Origin of the sequence: Mannheimia granulomatis, assembly GCF_011455695.1 — a bacterium.
Lineage (GTDB): Bacteria > Pseudomonadota > Gammaproteobacteria > Enterobacterales > Pasteurellaceae > Mannheimia > Mannheimia granulomatis_A.
In genome coordinates this window covers 2034155-2053506 of record NZ_CP015030.1, presented here as the reverse complement: position 1 = coordinate 2053506, position 19352 = coordinate 2034155, and the positions used below count along the sequence as shown (strand labels likewise).

General features: G+C 40.6%; 15 protein-coding genes and 1 tRNA gene. 8 read left to right on the top strand and 8 right to left on the bottom strand.

Annotated elements, in window-relative coordinates; all coding sequences use genetic code 11:
* Positions 1–45 precede the first annotated feature (45 nt).
* From A4G16_RS09930 to selA, 6 genes are all read right to left on the bottom strand, one after another.
* Positions 46–2685: a TRAP transporter permease gene (locus A4G16_RS09930; RefSeq protein WP_165889704.1), complete on the bottom strand. Its 2640-nt coding sequence runs from the start codon at positions 2683–2685 to the stop codon at positions 46–48.
* Positions 2686–2890: 205 nt separating this feature from the next.
* Complete coding sequence (locus tag A4G16_RS09925; RefSeq protein WP_165889703.1) at positions 2891–3853, bottom strand: TAXI family TRAP transporter solute-binding subunit; 963 nt, start codon at positions 3851–3853, stop codon at positions 2891–2893.
* Between the two features lie 178 nt (positions 3854–4031).
* Positions 4032–5879: a selenocysteine-specific translation elongation factor gene (gene selB / locus A4G16_RS09920; RefSeq protein ID WP_165889702.1), complete on the bottom strand. Its 1848-nt coding sequence runs from the start codon at positions 5877–5879 to the stop codon at positions 4032–4034.
* 45 nt (positions 5880–5924) lie between these two features.
* A complete protein-coding gene (locus A4G16_RS09915; RefSeq protein ID WP_237052371.1) occupies positions 5925–6185 on the bottom strand; it encodes a hypothetical protein in 261 nt (86 codons plus the stop codon).
* Between the two features lie 55 nt (positions 6186–6240).
* Entirely contained in the window at positions 6241–6606 is a 366-nt protein-coding gene (locus tag A4G16_RS09910; protein ID WP_237052370.1) for a helix-turn-helix domain-containing protein, read from the bottom strand.
* A gap of 130 nt (positions 6607–6736) precedes the next feature.
* Positions 6737–8116: an L-seryl-tRNA(Sec) selenium transferase gene (selA, locus tag A4G16_RS09905; protein WP_165889701.1), complete on the bottom strand. Its 1380-nt coding sequence runs from the start codon at positions 8114–8116 to the stop codon at positions 6737–6739.
* Positions 8117–8183: 67 nt separating this feature from the next.
* On the opposite strand from selA, the gene A4G16_RS09900 reads away from it, so the two are divergent.
* The 6 genes from A4G16_RS09900 to A4G16_RS09875 all read left to right on the top strand — a co-directional run bounded on the left by A4G16_RS09900 (position 8184) and on the right by A4G16_RS09875 (position 12450).
* Positions 8184–8278: transfer RNA gene (locus tag A4G16_RS09900), tRNA-Sec, on the top strand.
* A 207-nt stretch (positions 8279–8485) separates the two neighbouring features.
* Complete coding sequence (locus A4G16_RS09895) at positions 8486–9175, top strand: N-acetylmannosamine-6-phosphate 2-epimerase (protein WP_165889700.1); 690 nt, start codon at positions 8486–8488, stop codon at positions 9173–9175.
* 10 nt (positions 9176–9185) lie between these two features.
* A complete protein-coding gene (locus A4G16_RS09890; RefSeq protein WP_165889699.1) occupies positions 9186–10088 on the top strand; it encodes an N-acetylmannosamine kinase in 903 nt (300 codons plus the stop codon).
* 25 nt (positions 10089–10113) lie between these two features.
* Positions 10114–10992, top strand: a complete 879-nt coding sequence (gene nanA, locus A4G16_RS09885; RefSeq protein ID WP_165889698.1) for an N-acetylneuraminate lyase — start codon at positions 10114–10116, stop codon at positions 10990–10992.
* A gap of 840 nt (positions 10993–11832) precedes the next feature.
* Positions 11833–12273, top strand: a complete 441-nt coding sequence (gene mioC / locus A4G16_RS09880; RefSeq protein ID WP_165889697.1) for an FMN-binding protein MioC — start codon at positions 11833–11835, stop codon at positions 12271–12273.
* Between the two features lie 9 nt (positions 12274–12282).
* The gene (locus tag A4G16_RS09875) at positions 12283–12450 is read left to right on the top strand and encodes a DUF1232 domain-containing protein (RefSeq protein WP_080686571.1); all 168 of its coding nucleotides are present in this window, start codon (positions 12283–12285) and stop codon (positions 12448–12450) included.
* Positions 12451–12523: 73 nt separating this feature from the next.
* Here the strand turns inward: A4G16_RS09875 and proS are convergent, their stop codons facing one another.
* Positions 12524–14239, bottom strand: a complete 1716-nt coding sequence (proS, locus tag A4G16_RS09870) for a proline--tRNA ligase (RefSeq protein ID WP_165889696.1) — start codon at positions 14237–14239, stop codon at positions 12524–12526.
* 305 nt (positions 14240–14544) lie between these two features.
* On the opposite strand from proS, the gene A4G16_RS09865 reads away from it, so the two are divergent.
* Complete coding sequence (locus A4G16_RS09865) at positions 14545–15147, top strand: hypothetical protein (protein WP_165889695.1); 603 nt, start codon at positions 14545–14547, stop codon at positions 15145–15147.
* A gap of 68 nt (positions 15148–15215) precedes the next feature.
* Here A4G16_RS09865 and htpG read toward each other — a convergent pair whose 3' ends face one another.
* Positions 15216–17099 (bottom strand): molecular chaperone HtpG, encoded by a 1884-nt coding sequence (gene htpG / locus A4G16_RS09860; protein ID WP_165889694.1) that lies wholly within the window; start codon positions 17097–17099, stop codon positions 15216–15218.
* Between the two features lie 144 nt (positions 17100–17243).
* Between htpG and recG the strand changes: the two genes are divergently transcribed.
* The gene (gene recG, locus A4G16_RS09855) at positions 17244–19337 is read left to right on the top strand and encodes an ATP-dependent DNA helicase RecG (protein WP_165889693.1); all 2094 of its coding nucleotides are present in this window, start codon (positions 17244–17246) and stop codon (positions 19335–19337) included.
* The last annotated feature ends 15 nt before the right edge of the window (positions 19338–19352 follow it).

Genomic DNA, 19352 nt, shown 5'->3' with positions numbered 1-19352 from the left:
AATCCTTAGAGAACGCCAAAGCAGGCGTTCTCTTAATTTAAGCTACTACTGCTGTTTTTTGACTCTGCGGCGTTGGTTTGCCACAATACCAAATACAGCTAACAATGCCGGGATAAAAATCCACTCTTTACTTGGTGCAGGCTGAGGAACAGCTGCATAGAGTAAGGTTTGATCCCAGTTTAAACCTGCTTTTGCCGCCGGTGAATCAATCTCTACCATATCAATCACCACTTTTGGCGTTTCAACGCCGTCTACTTCAATTTTTTCTTCCGTTTGAAGTAAAGTTAAACCGAGATTTTTCAAACGTTCTTCACCCGTATTACCTTCCGGTACAGGCATTTGAGCATAAAACTCTATCTCTTTACCATAAGGGTTTAAGCCCTCGACTTTTAAGGTAATATTTTGTCCTACTTTCGCCTGTTGTAGCTCTTGACTCAAATGAATCGGCTCAATATGACGTTCAGACGGATAAATACGCTCCATAAAGAAGCCCGGACGGAATAAAGCAAACGCAGCAATAACCAATAATGCCGTTTCCCACCATTTATTTTTAGTTAGGATGTAATTCATTGTCGCTGAGGTAAAGGCCAATACACCAACCGTGGCGGTAATAAATACAACCCACCCTTGTCCTGGGTAACGAAGATCCAGTAATAGTAAATCCGTATTAAAAATAAATAGGAAAGGTAAAATTGCCGTTCTTAAACTATATAAGAATGCCACCATACCGGTTTTAATCGGGCTTCCCCCTGAAATAGCAGCGGCTGCGAAAGAGGCTAAACCAACAGGTGGAGTAACATCTGCCATAATTCCGAAATAGAATACGAATAAATGCACAGCAATTAACGGTACAATTAAACCGTTTTGGCGACCGACTTCCACAATTACCGTTGCCATCAAGGAAGAAACCACGATGTAGTTTGCAGTAGTAGGTAACCCCATACCTAAAATCAAGCTGAATATTGCCACGAGAATTAACATTAATATAATGTTTCCCATCGACAAGAATTCAATCACGCTTGAAAGCTGAACACCAAAGCCGGTTAAGGCAACAACCCCAACAATCACCCCTGCGGTTGCAGTTGCCAAAGCGATACCGGTCATATTACGACCACCCGCTTCTAAACTATCCACCACATCTTTCACGCCTTGTTTAATAATTTCTTTTGTAATGCTCTCGTTACGGAAGAAATTTAACAATGGGCGTTGAGTTAATTGGATGAAAATTAAAGTTACCGTTCCCCAGAAAGCAGAAAGCCCCGGAGAAAGCATTTCAACCATTAAACACCAAAGTAAAACCACCACAGGAATTAAATAATGTAAGCCTGCATTTACAGTCGGTTTTCTTGACGGTAGTTTCACAATATCTGAATTTGGATCATCAGCCTCTAAATCAGGGAAGCTTGCTACGCGGCGAATAGCCAACACATACCATGCCGTCAACAGTACACAAACAATCGTAAATGCATAGTCAGGAGCCACAACACGAATCCAGCCCAATCCGTAATTCACTGCAAGCACTAAGCCAACTACCACTAAAATAGAAGTAACAGTTCTTAATAAGAAAATTAAAATCGGGCTTGGCGGATCAGTTCTTGGCAACCCTTGTAAGTTCATTTTACACGCTTCTAAATGCACGATATAAACCAATGCAATATAAGAAATCAATGCTGGTAAGAAGGCGTGAGTAATCAACTGACTATACGGCATATTGACATATTCGATCATTAAAAATGCCGCAGCCCCCATAACTGGTGGCATAATTTGACCGTTTACCGATGAAGCAACTTCTACCGCTCCAGCTTTTTCTTTTGTAAAGCCCACACGCTTCATCATAGGAATGGTAAAAGTCCCTGTAGTTACAACATTCGCAATAGATGAACCGGAAATCAAGCCGGTCAATGCAGAAGAAACCACAGCAGCTTTTGCCGGACCTCCACGTAAGTGCCCCAAATAAGCAAAAGCTGTCTTAATAAAGTAGTTACCAGCTCCGGCTTTATCTAGTAATGCACCAAACAAGACGAATAAGAATACATATTTAGTCGATACCCCAAGGGCCACACCAAACACCCCTTCGGTAGTGATCCATTGTTGGTTAATGATTTGCGATAAGGAGCCTGAACGGTGACTGATAATCCAATCCGCCGGTAAATATTGTCCAAAATAGTTATAAATTAGGAATACAATCGCAATCACCACCAAAGGTAAACCAAGGCTGCGACGGGTAGCTTCAAGTACCAACAACACACCTGCACAGCCAGCAATAATATCTTGCAGATTTGGGGCACCAAAGCGTTTAACCAATCCTTCATAGAAGAAAAGATAGTACAGTGCCAAAAACGCCCCTACAAACGCAAAAATCCAGTCAATTCGTGGAATTCGGTGTTTAGGTGAAGTTGCAAAAGCAGGATAAGATAAAAACGCTAAGAACATCGCAAATGCCAGATGGATAGAACGCGCTTTAGTATCATCTACCACCACATTTAAATTAATGCCTGCGTGAGTTAGCCATTCTTGTAATACGAACGGGATAGGCGAGGCATAGTAAATTTGAAATAAAGACCAAAGAATAGCGACATAAATAATGGTTTTTTTCGCAAGCCCCGATGGTGTTCGCCCACCGGAATCATTGGAAGCAACCATATCTTGTAGGTCATCATAATCAACTTTAGATTCAACTGACATAAAAGATCCCTCAAAAAATACAAGCGGTCATTATTTTATAAAATTTTGCAAATTTTTTTCAAAAAAGAACCGCTTGATGTCTAAGACACTGTTGATAAGTTATCAATCAAAGGTAAAAATTGATAAATTATCAACAGTTCCCCAAAAGCAAAAAACCAGCACGCTGAAAAACGTGCTGATTGAATAAAGTTAGGAGAATAAAAAATTATTTAATCCAACCTTTCTCTTTATAGTAACGTACCGCCCCTTCATGTAATGGAGCAGAAAGAGCATTCTTAATCATCTCTTCTTGTTTTAAGTGCTCAAATGCAGGGTGTAAACGTTTAAAACGGTCAAAATTATCAAATACCGCTTTCGTTACTGTGTAAACTTTATCTGCATCAACATCTGCAGAGGTCACTAAGGTTGCATATACACCGAAAGTTTCTGTTGGTTCGTCAGAACCTTTGTATAAACCACCCGGAATAGTTGCTTTCGCATAATATGAGTGATCAGCCACTAATTTATCAATTTCAGGGCCTGTTACCGGTACTAACTTCGCATCACAAGACGCAGCAGCTTCTTTTAACGCACCGTTTGGGTGACCTACGTTATAAGTAATCGCATCTAAGTTGTTATCACACATTACAGAAGCCATTTCTGCCGGTTTTAATTCAGAAGCTACTTTAAAATCTTTATCCGTCCAACCTTTTGCAGCTAAAATCACATTCATTGTTGCACGTGTACCTGAACCCGGATCGCCCACATTTACGCGTTTAGCTTTTAAGTCATCGAATGATTTGATATTAGCATCAGTACGAGCCATTACTGTAAACGGTTCTGCATGAAGTGAGAAAATTGCACGGATTTTATCGTTTTTCTTGCCTTCAAATGAGCTTGAACCATTGTATGCATGGTATTGCCAGTCAGATTGTGCGATCCCCATATCCATCTCTTTTGCAGCAATCGCATTTAAGTTCGCCACAGAAGCACCGGTTGAAGGCGCATTACATTTCACACCTGTTTTTGCAGTATCACGGTTCACTAATTGGCAAATAGATTGACCTACCACATAATAAACCCCTGTTTGACCACCGGTACCAATAGTCACAAATGTTTCAGAAGCCTGAACAGAAGCACTGCCCATCACAAGGCTTGCAAGAAAAGAAAGTTTAACTAATTTTTTCATTTTTAACTCCTAAGCATAAGGATGAGAAAAGGATGATTTTATTGTTTTATAAGCTTTTGCTCCAAAACACCACAAGAGATACGAAACTTCTTTGAGTTGCATTTGCCTCTTAGCTCCAAGTTTTTAGCATAGATTTTCTAATTAGTAAAATTATTTTTTATAATCAAAATAAGTATGGCTAAAAAGTTTCACTATCACGCAACAAATGCACATCACCTTTGCGTCTTAAAAAACCGGAACGGTCGAAATACTCAATCAACTGAACCGTAAGCTTTCGTCCATAATTTAATTGATCTCGCAACTGATTAACCGAAATAGCGCCATTCTCTTGAATAAACGATTTTATTAATTGAGCAAAGGCTTCTATCTGATCAATTAATAAAAATCTATCTCTTACGATAGGAATCAAATAACCCAGCTTCCCGGCTTTATAGAGTAAATTTCGCATTTTTGTTTCATCAACAGATAATGAACTTGCAATATCTCGTACCCAAAGAGCTTGGTTTGTCGCTTCAAAAAGCGGTCGAATTTGCTGCCAAAGTTGCAATTCTTCCTTATCAAATTCAATGCGATGAGCCGGCAAATGCAACCAGCCACGGCTATTGGTAAGTTGTTTTTGCTCAACTAAATCATCAATAAATTGATTTGCCAGATTTTCAGGTAAATCCAGTAACGCAATGCGATATAAACGGGCTTTGGTTACCCCTATTTGATCTTGGTGTTGCCCGTGATATTCCGCCATTTTTTCTAACACTTTTTGTTGAGCTTGCGTTTTAAACTCAGAAGTAAACACCCATTTTGAGGAAGTGTTAAAACCCAGCGCCGCAATATCTTCAGCAAAGCATTGTTCAGACCATTGAAGTGCCGACAATTCTTTCGCTCGGTTTTGTAAGCACAAGTTCACTCGTACTGTAAAATCATGGCAAGCGGTTGTTTTTGCCAAATTTTTTACAAATGCCAAACGCTCATCACTACGTTTATGCCGTTTCGGGGAATCGATTTCCAGCACTTCAGCTCCGGCCAAAGTTTGGCTGTCATCACCACTGCGTAAAATAAGTTTATCGCCCACAGCGATATGCAAAGCTTCATCCAAAATCACTTCTGCAAAATATTGCTGATTTTTGACCGCTTGCTTTACCTCAAGCAGATTCAATTTGCCGGTGATATGAGACGCAAAGTGGTAAATATGCACAATACTGTTTTCTTTTAACGTCTGATTTGCCGTAAGCAAAACGGTAATTCGATCGGTAGCAAATTTCGGCTCAAGTCCGGTAACCCAATCGCCTCGCTGAATATCCTCTTTTTCCACATTGGCAATATTTAACGCCAAACGCTGTCCGGCATAGCCTGTGTTTGAAGGGCTGTTTTGTGCATGAATGGCTTTTACTCTCAGTTTTTTACCATTCGATAAAAACAGTTCATCTCCTTCACTTACTTGCCCCGAAACCGTTGTACCGGTTACCACTAAACCTGCACCTTTAACATTAAATACACGGTCAATTGCATAGCGGAACGGTTTTTGAATAGCATGACTTTGTTGATTAAGCTCGATTAAATAAGCATTTAATTCCTCAATGCCTTGAGCTGTTTTCGCTGAAGTGATAAACGTTTTCGAGTCTGCCAGAAATGAATATTGGCTTTTGATGTTTTCAATTAATCGTGAAATTTGAGCTTCTTCCACCCGATCGGCTTTAGTAATCACCACCATAATATGTTGGAAATTCAGCAAACGCAAAATATCCAAATGCTCTTCAGTTTGAGGTTTAATGCCTTCCTCAGCAGAAATCACCAACAAAGCGTGATTAATCCCACCAAGCCCCGCAAGCATATTCGATAAAAAACGCTGATGCCCCGGCACATCAATAAACCCTAAAATATCATTTTCAACAGGCAAATAAGCATACCCCAAATCAATAGTTAACCCACGTTTTTGCTCTTCGGGTAAGTGAGTTGTATCTTTACCTGTTAAGGCTTTTAAAAGAGAGGTTTTGCCGTGATCGACATGGCCTGCGGTGCAGATGATCATGAGAAGTCCTTGTGTGAAAATCAGTAACTGTTTTGACGAGCAGATTTAAAATCTACAATATAGACATTTTCCTGACCTATCAGGAATTTTACTTGATACTTCCCATTTAAAATGGGAATTCCTTTTTTGCTTGCGAAGTCGATAAACATCAGCTGTGTAGGAAAGTTTATCGACTTCGCTTTTTATTGCATCATAAAATTGTTCAGCAATAATCGGGTTTTTATTGAGTAAATCAAGCTCATCACTGGTATAGAAATGCTTTTGCTTATCTGTTTCCAGAAAATTATGCGATAAAGTAATATCCATACATTCCCCTTCTATTTATTGAATAATAAACATTCTAGCCTTATTTGGATAAAGTTCAAGGTTTGGTTCTTAAATGAACAACTAATTGTTCCAACATTCTAATTGTAAATTGGCGATCATTTTCTGAAAGATCTTTCAATAACAAGGCTATATATTCAATATCATCTTTTTTAGTTGTGCCTTCAGATAATAAATCTGCAACATTACAATGAAAAACCTTAGAAAACTCAAATAATCTCATTAAGCTAGGTATTGCAACTCCACGCTCAATTCTTGATATAGCCTCATTACCTAAATCTAATTTTTCGGCTAGTTGTTCTTGTGTTAATCCTAATGCCTGTCTATATTTTGCTATGTTTATACCAAGTTGTTTTGAAAAAATCTCTTTATCTATACTCATATCTACCTCTTGAAGTGGCATACTGCGCTACTGGGATTGATTGCCCAGATCAAACTATGGATAGCCAGCATATTCATAGCTATTTAGTTAAAGCCGAAATTTTTGAGTGTGGCGATAAATAAAAATTAGGGAGCAAATATACTCCCTTTTTTCATCCCAACATTTCAATCAACTTTTCAAACTCCGCCACCGATCTTAAATCCAACCAGAATTTCTGCTGAGCAAATCGTCCGATAATCGGGCTTGGGAAGGTTTTAAATTGTTTCTCTAAAGCAATCAAATCACTCTGTTTTTCCGCGGAAATAGTTACTGCTACCGAAGGCAGAGTTTCTTTCGGTAAGGCTCCACTGCCGATTTGGGCGAGGCTGGGTTCAATTTGCAAAATATAGTGGGAATTTAACCGCTTGCTTAATGCCGTTTTTAACCGCTCTGCTTTATTTTGTAACACCTCAACCGACTGAGTAAGCAGGTTCAATGTTGGTAGAGCACTTGTGAGTTTTTCCGGAAACAGATAGTGGCGAAGTGTTGCCTCAAGGGCAGATAAAATCACCTTATCACAACGAAGTACCCGCTTTAACGGGTGATGTTGCAGTTGTTCAATCATCGCTTTGCTACCTACAATAATGCCGGCTTGTGGACCGCCTAATAATTTATCGCCCGAGAAGGAAACCAAACTCACGCCAGCAGCCATTTTTTGTTGCACCATTGGTTCGGCAGGTAGATTTAAGGCTTGCATATCAGTAAGCGAACCACTACCTAAATCGCTCACCACAGGCAAATTAAACTCTTTGCCTAATGCCACCAGTTCTTCTTCCGATACTGAGCTGGTAAAGCCCTCAATATGATAATTACTGGTGTGAACTTTCATTAAAAAGGCGGTATTTTCGGTGATCGCGCTGCGATAATCTTTTAAATGCGTGCGATTTGTGGTACCAACCTCCACCAATTTACAACCTGCCTGAACCATAATATCGGGAATGCGAAATGCCCCGCCAATTTCCACCAATTCGCCGCGGGAAACAATTACCTCTTTGCCTTGAGCAAAAGTTGCCAACATTAACAACACCGCTGCCGCATTGTTATTTACCACGCAAGCAGCTTCTGCCCCAGTAAGTTTCTGTATTAACTCGGAAATAAAATTATCACGATGTGAACGTTTGCCCTCTGTAATATCAAACTCCAACGCTACATTATTTCGCATTGCATTAGTTGCTGCTTCAATCGCTTTTTCCGACCACAAACCTCGCCCTAAATTAGTATGCAACACCGTGCCGGTTAAGTTAAATACCGTTTTAATATCAACCGAACTTAAAGATTTAAGCTTTTGCTCCAATTTGCGGAAAAATTCATTTTCATCACAAATAAAAGAGGGAACAACCTGCTGTTCAGCAATAAGTTGACGAGCTTGGTTAATCAATAATCGAGCCTGCTCTACTACCGTAGAATATGCAAAATTTTTACATAATTCGACCGCTTGTGGCTTTTTTAATAGTAAGTCGAGAGAAGGAATTTGTCGGAATAATGGCTGCATAAAATTTATTATTAAGAGAATATTTTGGACAATTCTAATAAATAAAGTACAATATTGCCAGACATTCGGAAGTGCGTCATCTCCGGTGAGGTGGCAGGATTTCAAATCCTGTTGAGGACGCCAGCGTTCTCGGGTGGGTTCAACTCCCATGCATTTCCGCCACATACTAAAAGCAGTTGTTTCCAACTGCTTTTTTCATTTTCACTCGCACTAATATCTTATTTTTTATAAAAAATGAGACCTATCTCACATTTTTCCATTTTTCTATTTGTAGTAAATATTTATTAAAGTATAATTATTTGGAGTATTTCTTCACACCCAAAATCTAGTCCATTGACTACCTTTTGAAATGTAAAAAAAGGAACTATTATGTCAAAACTATCTCGTGATACTATTTTAAACAAAATTCAAAACGGACTTATTGCCTCTTGTCAACCTGTAGATGATGGTCCGATGGATAAACCTGAAATTGTTGCCGCAATGGCGCAAGCTTCAGTGATTGGTGGAGCTAAAGGTATTCGCATTGAGGGAGTGGATAATTTAAAAGCTACCCGTGCGGCGGTTGAAGTGCCGATTATCGGTATTGTTAAGCGTGATTTACCTGACTCGCCTGTCCGTATTACCCCTTTCTTAGAAGATATTGATGCCTTAGCTGAAGCCGGCGCGGATATTATTGCCGTAGATGGCACATTCCGTACTCGTCCTGTCAGCATTGAAGATGCGGTAAAACGTATTCACGAAAAAGGTTGCTTAGCAATGGCTGATTGCTCGACTCTGGAAGAGGGCTTGCATTGCCAACAGTTAGGATTTGATATTGTCGGCAGTACAATGTCAGGCTATACAGGCGGCCCAATTCCCGATGAGCCGGATTATCAATTAGTAAAAGATTTAAAAGCGGCAGGCTGTAATGTAATGGCAGAAGGGCGTTATAACACTCCAGAACTCGCCAAAGTAGCGATGGAAATCGGGGCTGATTATGTAACGGTTGGCTCAGCTTTAACACGTTTAGAGCATATCGTGAGCTGGTTTGCCGATTCGGTAAAATCAGCACAAAAATAGAGGTAAGCGTATGCGTTGTTTAGCCATAGATATTGGTGGTACCAAAATTGCGACCGCTATTGTTTACAACAACCAAGTGGAGCAACGTAAGCAAATTCAAACGCCAACCGACAGACCTCAGGAAGATCAGGCAGAAAGTTTACACCAAGCTATCTCAGAGATTATACAGGGCTACCAAGGGCAATTTGATTTTGTCTCTGTTGCCTCAACAGGCATTATTAATCAAGGTGTGCTCACCGCATTGAACCCGAAAAACTTGGGCGGATTAGCGGAGTTCCCACTTAAAGAGAGCATTGCACGCCATACCGATAAACCTATCGGTTTATTAAATGATGTACAAGCTGCTGTCTGTGCAGAATATTTATTTGAACCTCCGCAAGCGGTTAAAAATTTTGTTTTTATTACCGTTTCTACCGGTGTAGGTGGTGGCATTATTTTAAACGGTGAATTACAAACCGGCCCAAATGGTATTGCCGGTCATATAGGTCATACATTGTCTGATCCAAACGGCCCTGTTTGTGGTTGTGGACGCATCGGTTGTGTAGAGGCCGTTGCTGCCGGCCGTGCAATTGAAGCAGTTTCAAGCAAATGGGAAAACCCTTGTTCACCAAAAGAAGCGTTTGAACGCTTTAGACAAGGTAACCCACAAGCGGTCGAATTAGTCGAAAGATCTGCAAAAGCAATTGCCAATTTAATTGCAGATTTAAAAATCAGTTTAGATATACAAAAAGTCGTTTTAGGCGGTAGTGTTGGATTAGCGGAAGGCTATTTACCACTCGTTCAACGTTACTTATCTGAAATGCCCGCTGTTTATCAGTGTGCATTAGAAAATGCAAAATCCGGACAGGATGCAGGATTAATCGGTGCTGCGTGGTGGGCGGAAAACCGTCTTAAACAAGGATTAACTCTTTAACAAAATTCTTATTTTGGAGATTCAAATGAAAAATTTAAAAGGTATTTTTAGTGCCTTACTCGTTTCTTTCAACGAAGACGGCACAATCAATGAAAAAGGTTTACGCCAGATTATCCGCCACAACATCGACAAGATGAAAGTGGATGGCTTGTACGTGGGTGGTTCAACCGGCGAAAACTTCATGCTTTCAACCGAAGAGAAAAAAGAAATTTTCCGCATTGCAAAAGATGAAGCGAAAGATGAAATTGCATTAATCGCTCAAGTAGGAAGTGTAAACTTAAAAGAAGCGGTGGAGTTAGGTAAATATGCCACTTCATTAGGTTATGATGCTTTATCTGCGGTAACACCGTTCTACTACAAATTCAGCTTCCCGGAAATCAAAAATTTCTACGAAACCATTATTCGTGAAACCGGAAGCCCGATGATCGTTTACTCTATCCCGTTCTTAACCGGCGTAAACATCGGTGTGGCTCAATTTGCTGAATTATTCCAAAACGAAAAAATCATCGGTGTGAAATTCACCGCGGGCGATTTCTACCTATTAGAACGTTTACGTAAAGCATTCCCGAACCACTTAATTTATGCAGGTTTCGATGAAATGATGTTGCCGGCAGCAGTATTGGGTATTGATGGTGCAATCGGTTCAACCTTCAACGTAAACGGTATTCGTGCACGTCAAATCTTTGAATTGGCGCAACAAGGTAAAATCAAAGAAGCATTTGAAATTCAAAATGTGACCAACGATTTAATCGAAGGTATTTTAGGCAACGGTTTATACCAAACCATTAAAGGCTTATTGGAAGAAGAAGGCGTACAAGCAGGCTACTGCCGTGAGCCAATGACCAAAGAACTCAACGCACAACAAAAAGCCGTTGTGAAAGAGTTAAAAGCGAAGTTTCTTTAATTTCCTGAACAATAAATAAAACCTTTGCACCTTGATGTGATTTATCACTCAAGGTGCTTTTTTGTAAAAAAATTTCAATCTAAATTTGTGAATTATATTACCAGTATAAAACTAATTTTTCTGAAAGATTTGAAAAAATATTAAATGCTCTTTATCTATTTAATCATTTCTCCTTACTTTTTAAAGTAGGTTGTGATTTTCTCTAACAGCCATACTACAAGCCATATTATTGGAATAGCTATGATAAATCTATATACGGTATCAATGCCAAGAGATGTTAAATAACCATCCATGACAATTGCTGTGATGGTCATAAGAACAATTTTTAAATATTGCGGCAATTATTCCTCCTTTTTTAGGTTGTTAAACTGATACTTATAATACTCTTGTTTTTAAGTAAAAAATGTGTTCTGGCTCACAGATTTACATTTCTATCCATACTTTCTACTGTCGATTTTCAATGAGCCACTAACCCCCTTGTAATCGCTAATTTTGATATCGCCTTGTTAACTTTTCTCTCATTTTTCTCATCTAAAAGCTTGTAGCCTCGTCCATAAATAATATTTTTAGCTTTTGTACAGGGAGTAATAAAAAACCGTTGGCGTTGTTCGACAGATAAATTATTCCCCAATTTTCCTAGTAGTGTTTCATCGTGAATTTGTGCCAGATTTACACATTTATTCGCAAATTTCCGATCATTTTTTCTCAAATAATTTTACAGATATACTATATTGAAAAACTATATTTCCTATATCTATATAAGTAAGGGGAAAAGAATAATTTGCAAACCACCCCATCTTCGCTAGAATATTCATCACTATTTCTAACAAGAGATTTTCTATGACATCTATTTGCATTATTACCGGCAGTACCTTAGGCGGGGCAGAATATGTTGCCGATCACATTAATGATGTATTAAGCAGCCAAGGTTTTGAGGTGGAATTATTTAACCAAGCAACCCTCTCAGATATTGAAGGGAAAGCTCATTTAATTGTGGTAACCTCCACCCACGGTGCGGGAGAGTTGCCGGATAACATCCAACCACTTTTTAACGATTTAGCTGCTAGTTCAGCAGATTTCAGCTCAATGAAATTTGGCGTAATCGGCTTAGGTAGTTCGGATTATGATACTTTCTGCAATGCCGTAAATATTGTGGAAGAGTCTCTTAAGGCAAGAGGCGCAAACCAAGTGTGTGAATCGTTACGCATTGATGTAACAAATAATTTCGATCATGATGCAACTGCTGAGGAATGGTTACCCTCTTTTGTCGAAAAATTATAGGTTAGCAAAATGAATAAAGCTAAAACGGATAAAATAAAATGGATTAAGATTGCTATTATCTTAGTTTATATGTTTAGTCCGGTTGATATTTTACCTGAAGCAATATTAGGTCCACTAGGGCTTGTTGATGACGCGGCTGCATTGGCGTTATTAATAAAAACTATTTTGCAAAAATAAGTTTTAGCCTATTTTTAGTAAAAAACCGCTTGTAGCGAATACAAGCGGTCATTTTTGTGTAAAAATTTGCAAATTACGCTTTTACGTTCTCTTTTAAGAAATCTAACAAGCGGTCTTTAGCGATCATTTGTTTTTCACCATTACGGCGGTTTTTGTACTCAATTTCACCGTTTTCGAGATTTTTCTCGCCGATCACCACCATATGTGGCACGCCGATTAATTCCATATCCGCAAACATCACGCCCGGGCGTTCTTTACGATCATCAAAAATCACATCCACACCTTGTACTTTTAAGGTTGAATAAAGCTCTTCTGCAAACGCCTGAACGCGTTCAGATTTGTGCATATTCATCGGTACAATCGCCACCGTAAATGGTGCAATTTCATCACTTGGCCAGATAATACCACGTTCATCGTGATGTTGTTCAATCGCAGCCGCTACCACACGAGTTACGCCAATACCATAACAACCCATTGTCATCACAAGCGGTTTACCGTCTTCACCTTGCACTGTCGCTTTCATTGCTTCAGAATATTTTTTACCTAATTGGAAAATATGCCCTACTTCGATACCACGTTTAATTTGAAGCACACCTTTGCCATCCGGGCTTGGGTCGCCCTCCACCACATTACGTAAATCAAACACTTCCGGCATTGCTACATCACGCTCCCAGTTCACATTGAAATAATGTTTGCCGTCAATGTTCGCACCACAACCGAAATCAGACATTAATGCGACCGAGCGGTCAATAATGGCAGGAATAGGTAAATTAATCACCCCTAATGAACCCACACTTGCCCCGATTTTTGCTTTAATGTCCGCTTCATCAGCAAATTCAAGTGGATCTGCCACTAACGGATGTTTTTGAGCTTTGATTTCATTTAAATCGTGATCACCACGAATTACTAAAGCAATAAGTGGCTGTTCTTCAGTTGAGCCTTTTACAATCAAGGTTTTCACCGTTTTTTCAATCGCTAAACCGTGATTTTCCACTAATTCATTAATGGTTTTCGCATTTGGCGTATCCACTAATTGCATTTCTGCCGTTGGAGCTTGGCGTTCGCCCACTGCAACCGCTTCAGCCAATTCGATATTGGCGGCAAAATCAGACTCGGTTGAAAACACTACATCATCTTCACCGCTTGAGGCTAATACTTGGAACTCGTGAGAGGCCGAACCACCGATAGACCCCGTATCTGCCTGTACTGCACGGAAATCTAAGCCAAGACGGGTAAAGATGTTACTGTAAACCTGATACATTACATCATAGGTTTCTTGTAAGCTCTCTTTGGTAGTATGGAAAGAATAGGCATCTTTCATCACAAATTCACGCGAACGCATCACACCGAAACGTGGACGCACTTCATCACGGAATTTAGTTTGAATTTGGTAAAGATTTAACGGAAGTTGTTTGTAAGAAGAGACCTCACGGCGAACCAAATCAGTAATCACCTCTTCGTGCGTTGGACCAAGCACGAAATCACGCTCACCACGATCTTTAAAACGCAGCAATTCCGGACCGTAATCATTCCAACGACCAGACTCCACCCACAATTCAGCCGGCTGAACGACAGGCATTAACACTTCAATCGCCCCACCTTTGTTCATCTCTTCACGAATGATATTTTCTACTTTTTTCAACACACGAATCCCGGTCGGCAACCAGTTGTATAAACCTGATGCCATCGGGCGAATCATACCCGCACGCAACATTAATTGATGACTAACCACCTGAGCATCGTTCGGGGTTTCTTTAAGGGTCGAAAATAAATACTGACTTGTACGCATTGCTATTCCTATCTCTTGTAATTTTAAAAGCTTGAAAAATTTGTCTATTTTAAAACAAAGCGGTTAGATTTTCAGAAAATTTTGCAAAATCCTATAAAAAAATAACCGCTTGTAAGCTGTTATTTATATTTTTATCCGAATACCCTGTTTGATTTTTAGCCCCACACAGAACAACCATTAACCGCTCATTGCTTTATAAATACTCAATTTTATTTTTTGCAAATTTTTACTTAAAACAGATCGCTTGTTGTGTATTGAGTTCAAAAAATGTTAGGATAAGAAAAATTCAATTGAGGAGAGAGACAATGGCTAGAGTATTTTTATTAATTGCACTGGTTCTAGTAGCATTGATTGGCGGCACTTATCTTGTCGGCAATAATGAGAAAAAAGAAGAAAAAGCAGAGTCTGTTGAGCCGGTAAAAACAGAATCTCAGCAATCTCAACAAACAGCAGAACAGCATAAAGAACTGCAACTAAAACAAGCAGAACCCCTACCGCCTGTAACTAAAGAGGAATCTGTTCAGCAAGCGAAAGAAACAGAACAAACTCCGCAACCAAACGAGCAGCAAGCCTTGCCTGAGGAGCAATCACTAGAAGGCCAGCAACAGCAGCAGCCATCTGCTCTTCCGCAAACAAATCAAGAGCAATCTGGCGAAAAACAGGACGCCTCAAAAACATTAGCTAATGAACAAAAACCAGAGACTCAAGCGACTCCAAAAAGCACTACAGAATCAACGAAACCTGAACCAAAACCATTGGTTCAACAAACAACACCTGAAGAATTATCAAAAGCGGTTGGTCAAAAAGAACCAAAACCACATAAAGAACAAGCAACTCCGGAAGAGCAATCTTTAGAAGGTCAAAGAGAGCAAAAAGCGGAGAAAAATCCAGAAACAAATAAGAAATAATAAAAAATTTTATTTATTAACGAAAAAATCCACCTTTATTGAAGGTGGATTTTTTTAATAGCACTTTTTTAATTTAAAAGTTTGTTAATTCGCTTAATAAACGCCGTTGGGTTTTCCAGCGTGCCACGTTCTGCCAGCAACGCTTGTTCAAACAGCAGTTCGATCCAGTCGTTGAATTCGGCTTCATCGGCAATATCCGCCACTTTTTTGATCATCGGGTGATCAGGGTTGAGTTCAAAGGTGTATTTGACCTCAGGTGCTTGCTGCCCCATAGCGGCAAAGAGTTTTGCCATTTGAGTCGTCATTTCGTTGCTGTCGGTCGAAACCACGGCCGGCGTGTCGGTTAAGCGGTGGGTGAGTACCACGTTTTTGACACGTTCGCCGAAGTAGCCTTTGGCACGCGCTAAGAACGAACCAAACTCCGCTTGTTGGGCTTTCTCCACCTCTTCTTCCTGCTTGTCGGCAAGATCACCCAAGTCGAGGTCGGATTTTGTGATACTTTGCAGCGGCTTGCCGTCAAACTCAGTGAGGTAGCTTAACATCCACTCATCGACACGGTCAGAGAGCAGCAGCACTTCAATGCCTTTTTTATTGAACAACTCCAAGTGCGGGCTGTTTTTTGCAGCGGCGTAGCTATCGGCAGTGAGGTAGTAGATCGCTTTTTGCCCCTCTTTCATTCTTGCAAGATAATCGGCAAAACTGACCGCTTGTTCGCTGCTGTCATTGTGGGTCGAGGCAAAACGGAGCAAGCCGGCCACCTGTGCTTTATTCGCGAAATCTTCGCCCACGCCCTCTTTCAGCACTAAACCAAATTCTTTCCAGAATTGGGCGTATTTTTCGGTATCGTCTTTTGCCAGTTTTTCTAAAAGCTGTAAGGCACGCTTGGTGAGTGCGGAACGCAGCGATTGGGTCACTTTGTTCTCTTGTAGAATTTCACGGCTGACGTTGAGCGGCAGGTCGTTGGTGTCGAGCAAACCACGCATAAAACGCAGATAGTTCGGCATAAAGACTTCGGCATCGTCCATAATAAACACACGCTGAACGTAGAGTTTCAAGCCGTGTTTTTGCTCACGCTGGAATAAATCCCACGGGGCTTTGCTCGGTACATAGAGCAAGCTGGTGTACTCCTGTTTGCCTTCGACTTTGTTGTGGCTCCAAATCATCGGGTCGGCAAAATCGTGGCTCAGGTGTTTGTAGAACTCTTTATATTCCTCTTCACTAATCTCGTTTTTACTGCGTGTCCAAAGGGCTTGGGCTTTGTTAATTTTTTCCCATTTTTGACCGCTTGCTTTGCCTTCGTCATCGTATTCGTTGGTCTGAATTTCAACCGCCAGCCCGATGTGGTCGGAGTATTTGCCGATGATTTCACGCAAACGCCATTCGCTCAGGAACTCTTTTTCGTCTTCACGCAGATGCAAGGTGATTTCCGTGCCACGCTCTTTTTTCTCAATATCCGCAACGGAATACTCGCCTTCGCCCGCCGATTCCCACAGTACGCCTTTTTCCGCACTTTCGCCCGCCGCACGGGTTTTAACAGTGACTTTATCCGCCACGATAAACGAGGAGTAGAAACCTACACCGAATTGACCGATTAGCTGGCTGTCTTTGGCTTGGTCTGCACCTAAAGTATTTAAAAATTCCTTCGTGCCGGATTTGGCAATCGTCCCTAAATGGTCGATCACCTGCTCACGAGTCATCCCGATACCGTTATCGGCAATCGTAATCGTACCAAGGGTTTCATCGACCGACACACGCACCCGCAGTTCGCCGTCGCCTTCATACAAAGACGGCTCGGAAAGGGCTTTAAAACGCAGTTTATCCGCTGCGTCTGAGGCGTTAGAAATCAGCTCACGCAGGAAAATTTCTTTGTTGGAGTAGAGAGAGTGGATCATCAGTTGCAACAACTGTTTGACTTCCGACTGGAAGCCACGAGTTTCTTGGTTTTGGCTCATTTTATCTATTCCTTTTGAATTAAAAACGTAAAATAGATGGGGCAAGCGGTCAAATTTTCAAGTTTTTTTGCAAAATTATTCATTCATAATTTCCCGATTGGTGGTAAATTATTATTAAATTGATGAAGTTAATCCCGTAAAACAATGAGTGAACAATTATTAGATGGCATACCTTTAACCGCCCTTTCGGGTGTTGGTGCGGCAATCGCTGAAAAATTAAGCCGCATAGGCATTAATAACGTGCAAGATTTGTTATTTCATCTGCCAATGAGATACGAAGATCGCACTCGTATTACACCCATTGCCGATGTTCGCCCGGAAAGTTTTTCGACTATTGAAGGTTATGTTCAGCTTACCGAAGTGCAGTTTGGTAAACGCCCCATTTTGTCTGTTACCCTTTCTGATGGTACAAGCAAAATTATGCTGAAATTTTTCAATTTTAATGCCGGAATGAAAAACAGTCTTGCCACCGGCGTTCGGGTGAAAGCCTTTGGCGAAATAAAACGTGGGCGTTTTATGGCAGAAATTCATCACCCTGAATATCAAATTATCCGTAATAATCAACCACTTGAACTTGCTGAAACGCTCACGCCTATTTATTCCACCACTGAAGGGTTAAAACAAGCTTCACTACGCAAAATGACTGAGCAGGCCTTGGCAGTACTAAATAATGTTAAAGTGGCAGAACTGTTGCCAGATGAATACAATCCACATAAATATAGCCTTAAAGAAGCCTTGCAATTATTGCACCGCCCACCACCGACAATTTCAGCTGAAATTTTAGAAAAGGGCGAACATCCTGCTCAAAAAAGGCTGATTTTTGAAGAGCTACTCGCGTACAATTTAGCAATGCAGCAGCTTCGTTTAGGCGTGAAACAACAATTTGCCGAACCGCTGACCTATAAAACAGATTTAAAATCTCGCTTTTTAGCGAGCTTACCCTTCCAACCAACCTCTGCTCAAAGCAGAGTAACTACAGATATTGAGCGTGATTTAGCCCAATCATCACCAATGATGCGTTTGGTTCAAGGGGATGTAGGTTCAGGGAAAACTTTAGTTGCAGCCTTAGCTGCATTATTAGCAATAGATAACGGTAAACAAGTCGCATTAATGGCTCCGACTGAAATTTTAGCCGAGCAACACGCTAATAATTTTACTAATTGGCTCAAACCGTTTGGTATTGAAGTAGGCTGGCTTGCCGGCAAGGTGAAGGGAAAAGCCCGTGCAGCGCAACTTGACGCAATAAAAAATGGCGAAGTGCAGATGATTATAGGCACGCATGCTCTTTTCCAAGAGGCGGTTGAATTTCATCATTTAGCCTTAGTGATTATTGATGAACAGCATCGTTTCGGTGTACATCAACGCTTAACGCTACGAGAAAAAGGGGCAAAAAATAGTAACGGACAGGATATTTATCCACACCAGCTTATTATGACAGCAACCCCGATTCCAAGAACTTTAGCGATGACAGTGTATGCAGATTTAGACACCTCCATTATTGATGAGTTACCACCAGGTAGAACGCCAATTACCACTGTGGTGATTTCTGAAGATCGGAGAGCAGAAATTGTGCAACGGGTTTATCAAGCCTGTAAACAAGAAAATCGCCAAGCTTATTGGGTCTGTACTTTAATTGATGAATCGGAAGTGCTAGAGGCCCAAGCAGCCGCAGCCATTGCCGAAGATTTACAACGAGCCTTGCCGGATTTACGCATTGGATTGGTACACGGACGAATGAAGCCACAGGAAAAGCAAGAAATTATGGCTTCGTTTAAAGCAGCAGAATTAGATTTATTGGTCGCCACCACAGTAATTGAAGTGGGGGTGGATGTGCCAAATGCAAGCTTAATGATTATTGAAAATTCCGAGCGTTTAGGCTTGGCTCAACTTCACCAGTTACGAGGACGAGTTGGACGTGGGGCAACTGCTTCCCATTGTGTGCTGATGTACAAACCACCTCTTGGCAAAATTTCTAGTAAACGTTTACAAGTAATGCGAGATAGTCAAGACGGTTTTTTCATTGCAGAAAAAGATTTAGAAATTCGTGGCACAGGCGAAATTTTAGGTACAAAACAGACCGGAATAGCAGAGTTTAAAGTGGCTGATTTAATGCGAGATCGCAAAATGATTCCGCTTGTTCAGCACTACGCTAAGCAAATTATTGTCGAAAATCCACCGCTTGCACAGGCATTAGTTAAGCGTTGGTTGGATGATAAAGCGGAATATACCAACGCTTAACACATTTAGTATATT